This is a genomic window from Methanoculleus sp., from assembly GCF_030019085.1.
In the GTDB taxonomy this organism is placed as follows: Archaea; Halobacteriota; Methanomicrobia; order Methanomicrobiales; family Methanoculleaceae; genus Methanoculleus.
In genome coordinates this window covers 1-14,168 of the sequence record NZ_JASEFJ010000005.1, presented here as the reverse complement: position 1 = coordinate 14,168, position 14,168 = coordinate 1, and the positions used below count along the sequence as shown (strand labels likewise).

At 56.1% G+C, this 14,168-nt stretch carries 11 protein-coding genes and 1 tRNA gene; 8 read left to right on the top strand and 4 right to left on the bottom strand.

The window, feature by feature from the left end:
• Nucleotides 1-86 precede the first annotated feature (86 nt).
• Both QMC91_RS03760 and QMC91_RS03755 read left to right on the top strand, forming a co-directional pair.
• On the top strand, nucleotides 87-461 hold the full coding sequence (locus QMC91_RS03760; RefSeq protein WP_300235551.1) for an alpha/beta hydrolase fold domain-containing protein: 375 nt from the start codon (nucleotides 87-89) through the stop codon (nucleotides 459-461).
• Between the two features lie 391 nt (nucleotides 462-852).
• Nucleotides 853-935, top strand: a tRNA-Leu gene (locus QMC91_RS03755).
• 1,218 nt (nucleotides 936-2,153) lie between these two features.
• Here QMC91_RS03755 and QMC91_RS03750 read toward each other — a convergent pair.
• The 4 genes from QMC91_RS03750 to QMC91_RS03735 all read right to left on the bottom strand — a co-directional run bounded on the left by QMC91_RS03750 (nucleotide 2,154) and on the right by QMC91_RS03735 (nucleotide 4,304).
• Nucleotides 2,154-2,357 (bottom strand): type II toxin-antitoxin system HicB family antitoxin, encoded by a 204-nt coding sequence (locus QMC91_RS03750; protein ID WP_300235549.1) that lies wholly within the window; start codon nucleotides 2,355-2,357, stop codon nucleotides 2,154-2,156.
• A gap of 42 nt (nucleotides 2,358-2,399) precedes the next feature.
• On the bottom strand, nucleotides 2,400-3,224 hold the full coding sequence (locus tag QMC91_RS03745; protein ID WP_300235547.1) for a nucleotidyl transferase AbiEii/AbiGii toxin family protein: 825 nt from the start codon (nucleotides 3,222-3,224) through the stop codon (nucleotides 2,400-2,402).
• A complete protein-coding gene (locus tag QMC91_RS03740; RefSeq protein WP_300235544.1) occupies nucleotides 3,221-3,979 on the bottom strand; it encodes a type IV toxin-antitoxin system AbiEi family antitoxin domain-containing protein in 759 nt (252 codons plus the stop codon). The genes QMC91_RS03745 and QMC91_RS03740 overlap by 4 nt, the downstream gene beginning before the upstream one ends.
• Nucleotides 3,980-4,169: 190 nt before the next feature.
• Nucleotides 4,170-4,304: a hypothetical protein gene (locus QMC91_RS03735; protein WP_300235542.1), complete on the bottom strand. Its 135-nt coding sequence runs from the start codon at nucleotides 4,302-4,304 to the stop codon at nucleotides 4,170-4,172.
• A 15-nt stretch (nucleotides 4,305-4,319) separates the two neighbouring features.
• Here QMC91_RS03735 and QMC91_RS03730 point away from each other — a divergent pair, with 15 nt between their 5' ends.
• The 6 genes from QMC91_RS03730 to QMC91_RS03705 all read left to right on the top strand — a co-directional run bounded on the left by QMC91_RS03730 (nucleotide 4,320) and on the right by QMC91_RS03705 (nucleotide 14,055).
• Complete coding sequence (locus QMC91_RS03730; protein ID WP_300235541.1) at nucleotides 4,320-4,826, top strand: transposase; 507 nt, start codon at nucleotides 4,320-4,322, stop codon at nucleotides 4,824-4,826.
• Between the two features lie 407 nt (nucleotides 4,827-5,233).
• Complete coding sequence (locus tag QMC91_RS03725; RefSeq protein ID WP_300235539.1) at nucleotides 5,234-6,262, top strand: Fic family protein; 1,029 nt, start codon at nucleotides 5,234-5,236, stop codon at nucleotides 6,260-6,262.
• Between the two features lie 25 nt (nucleotides 6,263-6,287).
• Nucleotides 6,288-6,470, top strand: a complete 183-nt coding sequence (locus QMC91_RS03720) for a hypothetical protein (protein WP_300235537.1) — start codon at nucleotides 6,288-6,290, stop codon at nucleotides 6,468-6,470.
• A gap of 236 nt (nucleotides 6,471-6,706) precedes the next feature.
• Entirely contained in the window at nucleotides 6,707-8,440 is a 1,734-nt protein-coding gene (locus QMC91_RS03715) for an IS1634 family transposase (RefSeq protein ID WP_300235535.1), read from the top strand.
• 462 nt (nucleotides 8,441-8,902) lie between these two features.
• Nucleotides 8,903-13,438: a RecQ family ATP-dependent DNA helicase gene (locus tag QMC91_RS03710; RefSeq protein ID WP_300235533.1), complete on the top strand. Its 4,536-nt coding sequence runs from the start codon at nucleotides 8,903-8,905 to the stop codon at nucleotides 13,436-13,438.
• Between the two features lie 164 nt (nucleotides 13,439-13,602).
• Nucleotides 13,603-14,055, top strand: a complete 453-nt coding sequence (locus tag QMC91_RS03705) for a hypothetical protein (RefSeq protein WP_300235531.1) — start codon at nucleotides 13,603-13,605, stop codon at nucleotides 14,053-14,055.
• Nucleotides 14,056-14,168: the final 113 nt, after the last annotated feature.

Below are 14,168 nucleotides of genomic sequence, written 5' to 3'. Positions count from 1 at the left end.
GCCCGCAGAAGTCCTGGCTGCTCTGAGGTCAGGGATCCCCCCTCCCTGAGGGAGGAATCCCGGCAGCCCTGGATGGAGCGGCCGGGATGCGGCACGCCGGCATACCGTTTAACGACGCCCGCGTCAGCACCCTGCCGGACGCTTCTATTCTTTCACGCCGGGGGATTTACATCCGGCTCTACGGCCGACCACCTCGACCTCTGCGCGAGGCCTCGCGGATGCCGGGGGCGCCGAGATCGTCTCCGGTTGACTATCGTCTCGCCCCGGAAGACCCGTTCCCTGCGGCGGTTGAGGACGCTCTCTCAGTCTACCATTACCTGCTGGAGAGGGGTTACTCTCCGGCTCAACTGGTGCCGGTCGGTATATCGGCCGGGGGGACGCTCGCCCTCACGATGCTCCTTGCCGGGCGAAGACCGGGGTTGCTGATGCCGGCAACGGGTAGATCTGCTATTACAGGGTGAGTCGATGGCGTTCAACTGTGATACCGACTGGCTCACGCCGGTCTACCTTGCAGGGTACGACCCTTCCGACCCGCCGGCCTCACCTCTGTATGCGGACGTTGATGGGTTGCCACCGCAATTTGTGCAGGCATGGTGTATGGGAGGTGCTGATCGAGTGTATCGGAGCCTTTGTGGAGACCGCATGGTTCCAGGGAGGTCCCGTAACCTTTGACTGTGTCAAGGGGATGTTCCATCTATGGCAGGCGTTTGTCGCCGTTCTCCCGGAGGCCGCGAGGGCGGTTCAAGCGGGGAGGAGAACGTTCGCCCTAAGGTGCGTGTCTCAGGAGGAGTGGGGGGGCGTGTTGCCGGACGCCATCAAACTCATTACTCTTCAGGTTCAAGAGGTACAGGCGCGAGGGTAGCCAAGTGGTCAACGGCGATCGACTCAAGATCGATTCTCGAAGGAGTTCGCGGGTTCGAATCCCTCCCCTCGCATTCTTGAGACACGGTCTCAAATATCAGATGATGACACATATTTGGGGCCACGTTCGGTTTCAGGCATGCCAGATATCAGGGCAGATTTCACACGTGCTCAATTAATGTAATTTGATCTATTCTTTCAGAGTCGTGGGATCGTCCCAGGAATCGTTTTTAAACACTGCATAGAGTCTCTTCAGGTCGCGTCGATCATCCCGGCGAGCACCTCGCGCTCGTGCGGGGCCTCCGCCGCCGCGAGACGCCTGTTCAGGTTGAGCATCTTCTCCACGAGGGTGGCGATCCGGTCGTGGCGGGCATTAGGGTTTGCATTTTACGCGGGACCAGAGGTCACAGAACACTGAGCCAGATCAAAAATATTCAGAGATCTGTTAGCCATTTACTTTATCCCAGTCAATGGCGTTCCATTGCCGGGCGAGTTCCTTATCAGTATGTTTCTCGCCTTTCGGCGTCGTTGAATGACATACTTTCACGGGTATACCTCCCTTCTTTGCTGTGAAACACCTGTCCCAAGTGGGCGCCCTTTCAGGCCGAGGCAAAGGCCTCTATCCTGCCCATTACAGGGAGGCATTCGCTTCTTGGGACGTCCTGTTCCGTCTACACCGTTTGTTGACCTCACGGCCTCCATACCTCTTCCGAGGGGTGTATACAGGTTCCCAAGTTCCGTATCGGAGATACTGATGGTTGCTGTAGGAGCCGCCTTTAGACCGGGAACCTCTCTGTCCGTTTGCCACCCAGTATCGAAAGCTGTGATGGCCCGATTCCTTTGCCGATTTTGGCTCAAGTGTAGTATCACCCTGGTTTCACTTGTCGCGGATTACGATCCTTTCAGCGATTCAGCGTTTGCTTCTCCCTGGCATCATTTACCTGGCGGATGGAGCGGATCAGGTTCTGCTCTTCTCCACGTTTTCCCGCGGGCTTCACACCCCTCCGTTCCCAGAGGCGCATGCCACGGTAGGTACATCCCAAACGGATAGGACAGCGGATTGATCCGCAATCCCCGATACAGCTTCTTGTCGCACACCGACTTTCCGCAGTAAGTGTTCTGGTCCGGCATTTTTCTCACATTCCTCACACGAAATCAGATTACCAGGGCCAAGCTGACAAGGTCTCACGCCCACGCACCCGCACCATATGGTGAATCGATCCACTCGTTCATTATTCCAGGCGGGATCGTCTTACTGTGGAAGATGGGGTAAATGCATATTCGTTTTTAAATCACGCCATCTCGCCGCGGGCGATCCCCGCAAGAATATCCGCGAGGTGCTCCCGGCCGCTCGGCTCCGGGATCTCCCGCCCCACTCCACGGGCAACCTCGATCCAGAGGCCGATAGCCACCTTCACTTCGGAGAGCGCCTCCTCTTCGGTCTCGCCGAACGCGGAACACCCCAGAACCTCCAGGACGACGACGATGAACCTCACGTCCTCGTCGCTGCGAAAGAACTCGATTGCATATGCGACATCTCAATCGCTCCGATCATCGCCCCGACTACGCGAAACCTCGCCAGGTCGCAGGGTGTAGAGTTCGACACAACCCAGCACCCTTCCAAATGCCTCCTCGAAATCCGGGACGACCTTCATCTGGTGCCGGAGTGATGCGTTCCATGCTGCTGAGAATAGTTCACGCCTCCCCGCGAGCACGGAGTTGTCCGGGACGACCTCTTTGCATTCGCATTTCCGGTGGAGAATGGCCCTCACGGCGTCCGGGTCCACGCGGTCGGCCAGGTGCCGGATATCGTAGATATCTCGGGGACGTACCCGCTGGAAGAGAGAGCGGATCTTCTCGGCCATGATCTCCTCCAGGCAGTAACAGGTCACCCCGGCGGTAAGTCTGTCTGAGTACGGGTGATAGATCTGTCTCGTCTCAACGGGGAGCAGAATGCTCTCGTTACTCATGGTCGTGAGGTCGATGACGATCCTGGTCGGGGTGGATGCGTTCATGGGAATGATCCTGAACAGGGTTGTCGCCCGGAATCCGGTCGCCGTCTCGGTAATGCTAATATCCTCCTCAAACCCTATGCCGCTCTCCTCTCGCGCGCGGGATACCACATCCTTCACCGCCTCCTGCAACGCCTCCTTTTCATACGGCTCCAGCAGGGTGAAATCGAGATCGTCCGAGAAGCGGTAGTTCTCGATGAAAACTTTCCGGATTCCCGTCCCCCCTTTCAGCGCCATGGGGAGGACGCTCAGATGAGCGAGGAGCCAGTTCTGTGCGTAGTCCCGCTCGATGGTCGAGGGTGGAACCCCATAGGCACGGGCGGCCTCTTTGATCTCGCGGACCGGTATCATCCCGAGCCCTCCGGAAGCGCGATCTCGGTGTTGATGACCAGTCGCCACCTCGTGTCGTTCTCTCCCTGGCGTGGCATCGTAGGATCGAGGAGGAGGTAGTTCCTGGATCTCGGAAGAGGCAGATCCAGTGGAACTCCCGCCTGTTCGCTCAGATAACCGAGCCTCCTGACGACGGCGTTGTTCCCGATCATCCGGGCGTACCGGCTCAGGTTCTCGCGATCCAGCGATGCGTTCTCCAGCGCTTTTGCGGCCTCGACAATCCCTCCGGCGTATTCAGGTCTGTCGAGGCAGTCGATGACCGTCTTCTCCCTGTCGGTGACGGTAACCGGTGTCTCCTCGATCCACTCCTTCGCAAAGCCGAAAAACTTCTCCGGTTTTACCCGCACGATCCGGTAGTCCACGCCAAACACCTCGAGCTGTCTCTTCTTCTTCCGCGCCGTCGTCTGGACGAAGACCGTTATCGGGATCTGCTCTGTCAGGCCGTGGTAGTGGAGAGCGCTCCAGTACGCAATCGCTGAAGGCTGGACGAGGTGCGATGCAATCACGAACTCGTGAAGCGTGTACTTGCCCTTCTCGCTCTCAAGCGGGATGATCAGGTATTTCCCTCTCTCGATCCGCTCGACGAGACCCCGATCTTCCCACCGGGAAAGCATCACCGAGAGTATGTTTTTCGGGATCCCTGTCTGCCGGTGCAGCTGCTCGAGTGTGAATACCTGCCCTTCGCGGGCGATGGCCTTCAGGATATCAATTGTCACCTGCTGTTCCCCATGATCCTCATTTAGTACACCAACCTTATCAAAATTGTTAATCTTGGTGTACTTGATGGTGATTTCACTCCCACTCATGTGCAGAATCGCGATCGTACCGGATCTCTCCAGGATCGGGAAAGCGAGAAGGTTCTATCTTTTTGACCTGTTTGTGGGCACGTGACAGAGAAAGATTCCATCACACTTCACACCAGATCACCTCGCTCTCCACATCCTGCCGGATGAGAGGGTCGATCCCTCCGACGGTGAGTAGATCGACCTTCCGCCCGTAGAGTTCCTCCAGGAAGTCTTCTACCACAAACGGCTGATCCACGCAGGGAGACGTGAGGTGGAGGGGGTGACGCTCTACCTCTACGAGGATCTCGACCTGGCGGCGGAGGGGGAGAAGATGCTATATCGGTTGCTGGAAGAGGGAAAGATCGATCGGGAGAAACTTAACCGACGGCTGAAACGCGTCGGCAGGATCCTGGTGGTCTCCTCTCTTAAGGCGGAACCACGGGAGGTCTACGACCTCTACAAGTCCCGGAACCTGGTGGAAGAACATTTTTCAGCGTTTAAGAGCCTGATCCAGGCGGATAAACTCTACCTCCGTGATTCTACGGCGGTCTTTGGCCACGTCTTTGTGGGGTTCCTCTGTCTCTACCTCTACTGCAGGATCCTGAACCGGATCAAGAAAGCGGGGATGACCGCTCATCTCTCGCCACACGGTCTCCTCCTCAAACTTTCAAAGGTCTATGCGGTGGAGAGCGGCGAGGAGAGGGGGATCACCGAGGTGCCAAAGCAGGTACGGAAGATTGCGGGGAGAGTTGGACTGGATATATTCCCTAATATGTGAGGAGTTCGGGTTCAAATTTGCTGGCAGGTCCTCCATAGCATGATTCCACTCGACCCTGCCGACTGCGAACCGGTCAGACCCGCACGCAACGGGAGACCCCCGGCGGTCGGTTCTGTGCTACTACTGCAACGCTCCGGCAGCCTACCGGGAGACTTTTGCGTCTCGAGACCGCGAAGGCAGGATCCAGATGCGCGGGGTCTGTAACGCATGTTACCCGGCAGCGCGAGATGGCCGACACGACGGGGTCCCTTACCGGACCGGGCTGCGGCAGGCCTCCGTCTCGGGCCGAGCGGGACATAGTGGGGACACATTCTCCCAGGACCTGATGCCCCCCTGTCTATAACGGGGTCAACTGAGTTAACCCAGCAATACTATTTTCACCCATCGAGACAGATATTAAAAGAAGCATGGTAGAGTTGACTTTAAAGATAATAAAAGGCAACAAATACCTCTACCTCAGAGACAGGGTAAAGGTTAACTCCAAATCACTTTCTGTCCAGACATACGTAGGTAGACTCGAAACGGTCGAGCCACAGGACTTTTCGGTGAAACTGCTCAATCTCTTCTCTTCGAGGTTAACCAAATACCTTGAGTATCGGCTGGAACACTACGCCTTCACGGTCCTTGATCGGGACCAGGCCGCCAACCTCGAGAGTTTGCGCTACTTCTACGATCTGTTCAAGGATCTCTATCCAGACGAGAGTAAACGGTATCAGGACGCGATGTACGTCCGCTACGTCCAGGGTACAACCGCAATTGAGGGGAACACTATCACCCTTCGAGAAGCGCAGGAACTCCTAGAACACAACATCTCGCCAGCCGGGAAGAGAATGGACGAGGTGTACGAAGTCCTCAACTATATTACCCTCAGGAATTACCTCAGCGGATATACCGGGGACATCACCGGGGCGTTTATCAAGAAGATCCACGAAATCTTGATGAACCATATCCTTCGGGATCCGGGAAACTACCGGAACATTCAGGTTGGTATAGCAAGCGTCGATTACCAGCCGCCGCCCGCAATCCTCGTGTCTGATGAAATACAGAACCTCATCAGATGGTATCGGCAGAACAGGAAGACTCTCAACCCCTTCGAACTTGCGATCCTGTTCCATACAAAATTCGAGATTATCCACCCCTTCGTTGACGGAAACGGGCGAGTGGGACGAGCGTTAATGAATTTCATCCTGGAACGCTCCGGATATCCGACACTCTACCTTGGGCGGGAACACCGAAGTGCTTACCTGGATGCACTCGTGCGAGCTGATGACGGGGAATTCGCGCCGATTGTTAAGACCCTCTACGAATTTTACCAGAACCAACACGGCCAGATTGCACAGGAAGTCCAGCAAAAACTTAAGGACGGTGGAAGCAAGTTCCGTGACGATGTCGAGGATCTTCTCCGGCAGTATATTGAGTTAAAAAAGAACGGATAAATAACCCATCCCGGTCCGGCCTGCGTTGACATCGAGTTCCATCCCCAAAATCTCAACGAGGGACGGGAAATCATGGTGCTACGCGCGCGAGGTGGTCATGCTCCTCAGGCCGGAAGGGCTCCGTGAAGAACTCCTGGTCACCGAACGGTTGATCTTCCTCGCCGAGGACGAGGGCTATGCGTCCTGGTGCCAGCATCCGGAGCCCTAACGGAGCCCGGATAGGCCACCATTGCGGATACATCAGTATCGGTGGGGCGAGTTACTGCGGCGACTGCGGGAAACTCATCCACATTCCACGAATTCTAACCCACTTTGAAAAGTTCATCGAACTTAAGGTGCCGCAATCAGTTCACAAAACTCACTTTGCGAACCCTCTGGCACAGTAGCACATAATTATATTTACATATCAAAAAGTACGACCACTCCCTCTACGATATACTTCTTATGCCTCATCCTCCAGCAACTCAGTTCTCTTCCCTCACCCATCTCATCCAACAGACCGCCGAAAAGAAGCATCTTGTTGCCTCGCAAACACCCCTCACCGCCACCGTCGTTGCCTCGTTCCTCGACCGGATCGAGTTTGTCGAAACCATCAATGCAGCTCTTACCTGGGACCAGAGCCAGTGGCGGGTGAGCCCTGGCAACCTGGCAAAAGCCATTGTTCTGCTTCCTTTCATCCATTCCGGGTCACGTCTCCCGATCTACAGCATCTTTGAACACTACCAGGGAATGGATATGGCGCTCCTCTTCACCCCGGAGGTGCGTCCTGAATGGCTGACCCGGGATGCCTTTTCCTGTTTCTTAGACCGGCTCTTTGCCGCCGGGTGTGAGCACCTCTTCACCTCTCTCGCCCTCCGGGTCTACACCGCGTTCTCTATCCCATTTCACCTCGTTCTCCACGGTGACACCACCTCGATCTCCCTATACGGCGCCTACGAAGGATCGGAAGACTCTCTCCCCATGGCCCCCACCATCTGTCACGGTCACAGCAAAGAGAAGAGAGATGACCTCGTTCAGATTATGCTCGACCAGGTCTGCGACCCCCACGGGATCCCGCTCATCACCACCATCCGTGACGGGAACGAGGCAGATTGTACCTGGAACACTGCGATCATCCAGAGACTCGCTGAGCTGGATCCCCTCTCTCGTACTGATGTCATCTACATCGCCGATGCGAAACTGGCAACTGCCCCGAACATCCGGAAGTTGCTGGAAAACAATATCCAGTTCGTCACCCGGTGCCCGGCAAGTTTCAGCAAGAAGATTGCTGCCCAGGTGACCGGGACAGCCTACGAGGCGGATGCCTGGATACCGATCGGGTCATATCGGGAGGATGACGGGGATAACCCGGAGACCTACGACGTACAGGAGTTCACTCGAACAACCGATGACCGGATATCTTGTCGCTTTCTGGTTTTCCGGGGCAATCATCGACGCGATGAATTCGAGACAGACCTGTTGAAAAAGCAGGAGGAGTTCGTTGCAGTTCTCAAGGGAGTGACTAAAAGGCGGTTTGCCTGTGAGACAGACGCACAACGCGCGCTTGAAGAAGCACGCAAAAGCCTTCGCAAGCATCGACTCTGGAAGGTCGATCTGTCTCTTGAAACTCTCGTCACCGAGAAGAATCCACGGGGAAGACCGGGAAAGAATCCGCGACCAACGATCCAGGTTACCGAATGGGTGATCCGGGCCAGTGAACCACAGTTGCAGCAAAAGGTCTACCTGACCGAACTGCGCAAGGCTGAGTCGTTTGTCTTGATGACAAATGTTTCTGAAGAGAATGCACCGGCACGTGAGGTTCTCCGACTCTACAAGGAGCAGAAGAAGGTGGAGGATAACTTTTCGGTCATCAAACGGCCGATGATGGTCGATACTCTTTATCTGAAGAAACCGGAACGGATCACGGCTCTCGTGACGCTGCTGGCGGTGTCTCTCCTGATCCAGGTGGTGATCGGGGTGGTGGTACGCCGGAATCTGGATGCTCTGCCAGAACCACCGGGGCTCGATCACGGCTGTAAACCGCTTATCCGGCCAGGGTTGAAGAAGATCCTCCGGTTCATTGGGTATTACTCGATTGTTACGATCGCGGGTGAGCGCTGGTTCAGGTGCATCTCGCGGGATCATGAGAAGAATCTGGGAATCTGGTTAAAACTGCTCGAGTTTGAGGTAGGCGTGTAGCATCTGCGTTATTGCGGATCTCTTACCGGAGGGTGAAGAGCGGAAACTCTTGAGAAGGTTGGACGCCAGAGGGGTTTGGGGGAGAATAATGAGTTGTGGGGTTCTGGGTGGTACCCCGGAGTGGGTGCAGAGACAACACTGTGATCATGGATTCGGCGAGGGAAGGGGAAAATACTCAGGAAGGTGGGACAAGGTCTCGCAAAGTGAGCTTTACGGAAACTGCACCGATATTCACGGGTGTCTGTCCAAAAGATCGTTGCTGTGAGTGTACTTCTGGTAGGAGCGACCGTTTCAGCCGGCGTTAACAAAAAGACAAAGATTCAGAAGGTGGCCGAGTGGTGAAATGCGGAGGGGGCTAATCTCCTCTTTGTGAAGCATCAGAACGGCACCATATCATAGGCCTTATCTGTTCCAACCCTGAATGGTCTCATACGGATAAACTGACTCCGGAGGAACACCACAATGCAGCGAAAAGGATGCCCGTGGCTCGGATCGTATTCAGCCGCGGCGTACATGGCCGATAGTGTCGCCCGGCTGCTCGATGAGCCGCCGGCATTCGCGTCTCCCAGAGTGCGGCGATACGCACACTACCGGAGCGGGTTTACCCTCAAAAAGCCTGAACGCTGCGGACCCGGGAGGCATGAGATTGTCGGCCCGGTCCTTGGAAAGATTGCCCAGCGCGGGATCCCTGCTCCCTGCAGTCTCCAGGTCGAACGATACGTTCTCAAAGAAGCAGAAGCCGCTGGCCTCCTCGATGTTGCGGAAGAGACAGATTCCGGGGCGTTTGTATTCCGGTGCACGCCGCGCAGGGAAGACCTCGCCGTGTTGCTGCAGGCCTGCTGTATCCCTGAACTGCTGCTCGATGAGAATGAGGTCGATGCACTCCTTGAGCGCTACCGGTCGCTCTGCACCGCACCTGAAGGAATCTTCTTCGACATGCTGGTCGATTGGCTCCCCGATCCTCGCCTTGGTCTGCTCTTCCTACCGCAACGTTCCATGGACTCAATGGGGGTTTCGGATCACCATGACGAGCGGGTCGACTTTGCGCTGGAGGTGCCGAAGTATCGCGACGACTGGCTCAAAATTGTCGTCGAGGTAGACGACAGCAGCCACACCTACGCACAGATATCGAAGGACCTGAAGCGGGATCGGGCTCTCAAGGGTGCGGGGTGGGAGGTCTATCGGTTCGCCCTTGGAGAGAGAGCGGAGTGGCAGGAGAAACTTGAGCAGATCGTCAGAAAGATCTCCGAAGCCATACCCCACGAGATGCTCGCCGCGGCCGGGACCGTGCGCCGCATGCATCCCCGGGCAAAGGCTGCGCTCTGCAACCTCGTCACGCTCCCGGTCGCTGAAGCGCAGATCTCCGTCGCGGTAGCGCAGATAATCCACGCCGGCGGCAAGCGATCCGTCGGGATCGGGAATCCGCAGAGCCTCCCCCTCGAGCCGGTCGTTGCCGCGGTCCAGGGGATGGTTGATGCGATCACCGCACTCCACGCTCCCGGCGACCCGCTGACGCTGACCCTCGTCCCCAGTGCAGACCCGGATGCCGATCTGGTCTACTACGGGTATCCGTCGGCAGCGGCGTGGGACGCACTCGCCGCTCGCCGGGACAGCATCACCATAGCACCAAGCCAGGTCTGGTCGGAGTATGTCGAGCCATTCATCGCGGCCACACCCCGCGCGGTTGAGTTCGACGGGATTGATGCCGGGGCGGTGAGCGCAAACCTCGAATATCTACTCCAGAACGTCTTCCGGAAAGTCGCGTTCAGGCCGAAACAGCAGGAGATAATCGTTCGGGCGCTCTCGCTCCGTCCGGTCATCGGCCTCCTGCCCACCGCCGCCGGAAAATCGCTCTGTTACCAGATCTCCTCACTCCTCCAGCCGGGTTTCACCTTCATCGTCGATCCGCTCCGGTCGCTGATGATCGACCAGATAAGCAGTCTGGAGGCGATGGGAATCCACCGCTGCCACGCCTTCATGAGCGGTGCGGGCGATGCCGATACGAAAGATGCCGATCTCCGGCAACGCGGATACACAAAGATGGAGCGGGGTGAGTTTCTCTTTGTCTTCAACGCACCCGAAAGGCTCCAGATCCCGGAGTTCATCGATCTGGTCAACCGGCAGATGGACAACATCAGCTACTGTGTCGTCGATGAGGCGCACTGTGTCAGTGAATGGGGGCACGACTTCCGGCTTGCCTATATGAATGTCTGGCGGCGAATGGGTGAGCATGCCACCCGGAAACCCGTCCTCATTGCCCTGACCGGCACCGCCTCGCAGAACGTCCTTGTTGATATCAGGCATATTCTCAGGATCTACGATCTGGATGCGGTCATCGAACCCTCGACGTTTGACCGTGCGGAACTCACCTTCGAGGTTCACCGTGTTTCAGAGGCAGACCGGATTAAGGAAATTGCACAGATCCTGCAACGCCTTACCAATGACCCTTCACTTGCTGCCAGCGGAGCTCCCTGTGGTCTCATCTTCTCAAATTTTGTAGGGGGCAATGCAGGGGTTACCCAGATTGCAGGGGAACTGGGGAGCAGACTTGATCGCGACATCCCGACATACTCGGGAAAAGCACCACCCGGCGTCAACGATGACGAATGGGAACAAAGAAAAGCAGCGCTACAGGTCGACTTCAAGAACGACCGGATCCCCCTCCTGGTCTGCACCCACAGCTTCGGGATGGGGATTGACAAACCAAATATCCGGTTCACCATCCATGCGATGCTCCCCAGGTCGCTCGAAGACTTCTATCAACAGGGAGGCCGCGCCGGTAGAGATGGGAAACCGGCCCGGTGCGTGGTAGTGTTCGTGGACGAAGAGGCCTCGGTTGCAGACCGGTTGCTGGACCCCGAAGTGACACCACATGATGCGCTCGCTCTCAGGTCTGACTACGATCTAAGTCAGCGGGGGGATGCTGTGCGGAACCTCTGGTTCTTCAGGCAGACTTTCCGCGGGACCGATCATGAGATCAGGGCGCTCTACTACACCATTTACAATATCCTCTTGCCCCAGATACCGGGCTCGGATGAAACAAAACGCTTTGAGTTCTCTATCTGGGATTTCCCGCCACGGTTTGCTACAACAGGTGATCCGAACCAGGCATCTGGTGGCGATCTCAAACAGACACTGGAAATGGCGCTCCACCGTTGCTATCTCATCGGAGCAATTGTGGATTATGCCTACGATTACACCGGAAAGCGATTCATCATCGACATAAAACGTCTCAATCCCGACGACATCTATGCGCATCTCAGGGGGTATCTCAGTGAACGGATGACCGAGAGCGAGATGAACGCCCTGCTCCGCGGAAGATCCTTGAAAGACACGTACGCGGAAGCCGCATATGATGCTGGGTGTATCCTTATCAACTACTTCTACGAGACGGTCGGGAAACGCCGTCGGCGGGCCATTCTTCACATGCTCCAGGCAGCACGAGACGGAGTGGAGCAGGGGCCGGCGGCGTTCCGTGAGGCGCTCCTCGCGTACCTCGAAGAATCTGCGTTCACCGAGAATATCCGGCGGATAGCGAGGAGTGATGATCACCGCCTCTGGCTGGCGGTACTTGCCCAGGTACAGGGCATGGACGATCTCACCCAGGTTCTAGGTGCCTGTCGCCGGCAACTTGAAGAGCATCCCTCCCACCCGGGACTCCTGATACTGGCAGGATTCTGCCGTGCTGCCGGTACAACCCCGGAAGAGGGGTTCAAGGACATCACCGAGGGCTTCAGGAACCTCAACCGACAACAGGTGGGGACAAAGATTCTGGTTGAGGTGGGAGATGCTATCATCAAAAACACCCGGCGGTTGATGCCCTCAAGAGAGCCTGATGTAAGCCGGGCGGTATGGATGGGCGGCGTTTGGGTAATCGATCCCGATCTCTGTGAACTGGAACCGTTTGACATTTATGAGGAGCAACAACTCCTGCAGGAGTTCGAGCAAATAGAGGGGTTGTATGCATGTTCGTGGGACGGGATATTGCGCGGGGATGAAGAGCAGCAACTCTTGCAGGAGTTTGAGGAAATAGAGGAGTTGTATGCATGTTTTGGGGATTTCGGGCTGCGTCAGGATGAGGATGCCATAGACATTATAGATCCGGATATTGCCATCCAGATAGACGAAATACGCCAGAAGATTCTATTTCTGCAGGATCTGCTGCTTGACACCCAGCGACAGGGATCGGTAGAACCTGAGGTCTGGGACGAGACCATCCAAGATGAAATTGATGCATTGGAAGAAGAAATTGCCGATCTCGAATATACTCAGGAGTGTCGTATTATAGACGATTTCGATGAGGTAGGTAATGGACCCGAGGGGTTTGAAATGGAGGTAGATGAATTCGATGAATTCGTGGCGGTAGATGGTCTCATCGATCTCGAACATCAACGGATACGGCATGATGAACTACAGTTTGCGGTTATTGAGGACGAGCGTCGATGGCGGCTGATGGAGACGTTCTCTCAATTGGATTCCTTTATCGGCGAGCAGCAGGAGCCGAATGACCAACTGGGGGCTGCATTTGATGACGATGGGCACCACCAGCGTCAAATCCTCACAGAGAGGATCAATGAGCCTGAATATAATAATGAGGGGGGCGGCGATCGCCCGGTCAGGGAGTCGGTTGTGCGCAAGCCCGGAGATCATCTGAGTCCTCCGCAATCCGGGACGAAATACGCACCAGAGGCTGGGTCTGCCGAGAAATGGAGCAAAACTCGCAGGGAGGAATTGAGAGCGCAGGATTCGGATAATGTTCCTCAAGGGGTAGAATTCCAGCACGGAACAGATGATAAATCACCCGAGCTCAAAGTTCCTAAGGATAGTGGCTATACAACGACCCCACGCCATGAAGAAGGTGGCGTCGATGAATGTCGTGCTTTCATAGAGGTGGAGCATGGAGACAGCACAACAAGTATGCCCCCTGTATTCCCTGTAAAACAAACCGGTTTGCTGGGCAGGGTTTTGCTAAAACTGTTGGCCTTTTTCCGAAAGTAGGTCCTTCAAACCACAAGAAGGGAGGAGGGACATTGGGCGAAGTTCACCTGGTCCCGTCTTGCATTTATCGAATCAAACGTCTGTGACAACCCCTCCGCCCTCTGCAGGAGATCCCCGAAACCCTGATATGCCGGAATACTATTAGCCTGCCCGAGGTCGAGCAAATGAGAAGATCGATAAGATTGCTGGCAGGCTGCCTGCTGGTGACGTTGCTTGCGTGTCAGGTCTCTGCCATGGCCCCGCCCGCCTGGGCGCAGCCCGGAACGACGGTGACGTATCAGGCCGCATTGACCCCGTACTACGGTATCGACCCCGACGACCCGATGGAGCGGTGGGTGCATTACGAGGGGACCGGGGTCTACGGCTTCCTGACCGATACGATCACCGGCGGGGACGCCGCGGGCGGCTATTCCGGAGACTCGGTGGTGATCAGCGGTATTGACGGAAGTACCCTGTATACGGGCACATGGTCATATCAACCGGGAGACCTGGGCATGGGGCTGATACCGTTCTGGGTTGACCTTGAGAATCCCGCCTTCGGCCAGGATTTCCTGGTTCTTGAAGATCCGCTGGAACTTGCCGGCCAGGTCTGGAATGCGCAGGTGTACTACTATTAGCCCCCTCCAAAACCATCTGGATCTCCAGCCTTATTTTACCGTTGGATTCGCGCTCTGAAGGCCAAAGATCGCTCCCCTTGCAAAAGTACACTCACCATTAAGCCCGATCTCTG

Coding starts and splice junctions, on each gene's coding strand:
- QMC91_RS03760 (WP_300235551.1), top strand. CDS start 87: ATGCGGCACGCCGGCATACCGTTTAACGACGCCCGCGTCAGCACCCTG.
- QMC91_RS03745 (WP_300235547.1), bottom strand. CDS start 3,224: ATGATACCGGTCCGCGAGATCAAAGAGGCCGCCCGTGCCTATGGGGTT.
- QMC91_RS03725 (WP_300235539.1), top strand. CDS start 5,234: ATGGTAGAGTTGACTTTAAAGATAATAAAAGGCAACAAATACCTCTAC.
- QMC91_RS03715 (WP_300235535.1), top strand. CDS start 6,707: ATGCCTCATCCTCCAGCAACTCAGTTCTCTTCCCTCACCCATCTCATC.
- QMC91_RS03710 (WP_300235533.1), top strand. CDS start 8,903: ATGCAGCGAAAAGGATGCCCGTGGCTCGGATCGTATTCAGCCGCGGCG.
- QMC91_RS03705 (WP_300235531.1), top strand. CDS start 13,603: ATGAGAAGATCGATAAGATTGCTGGCAGGCTGCCTGCTGGTGACGTTG.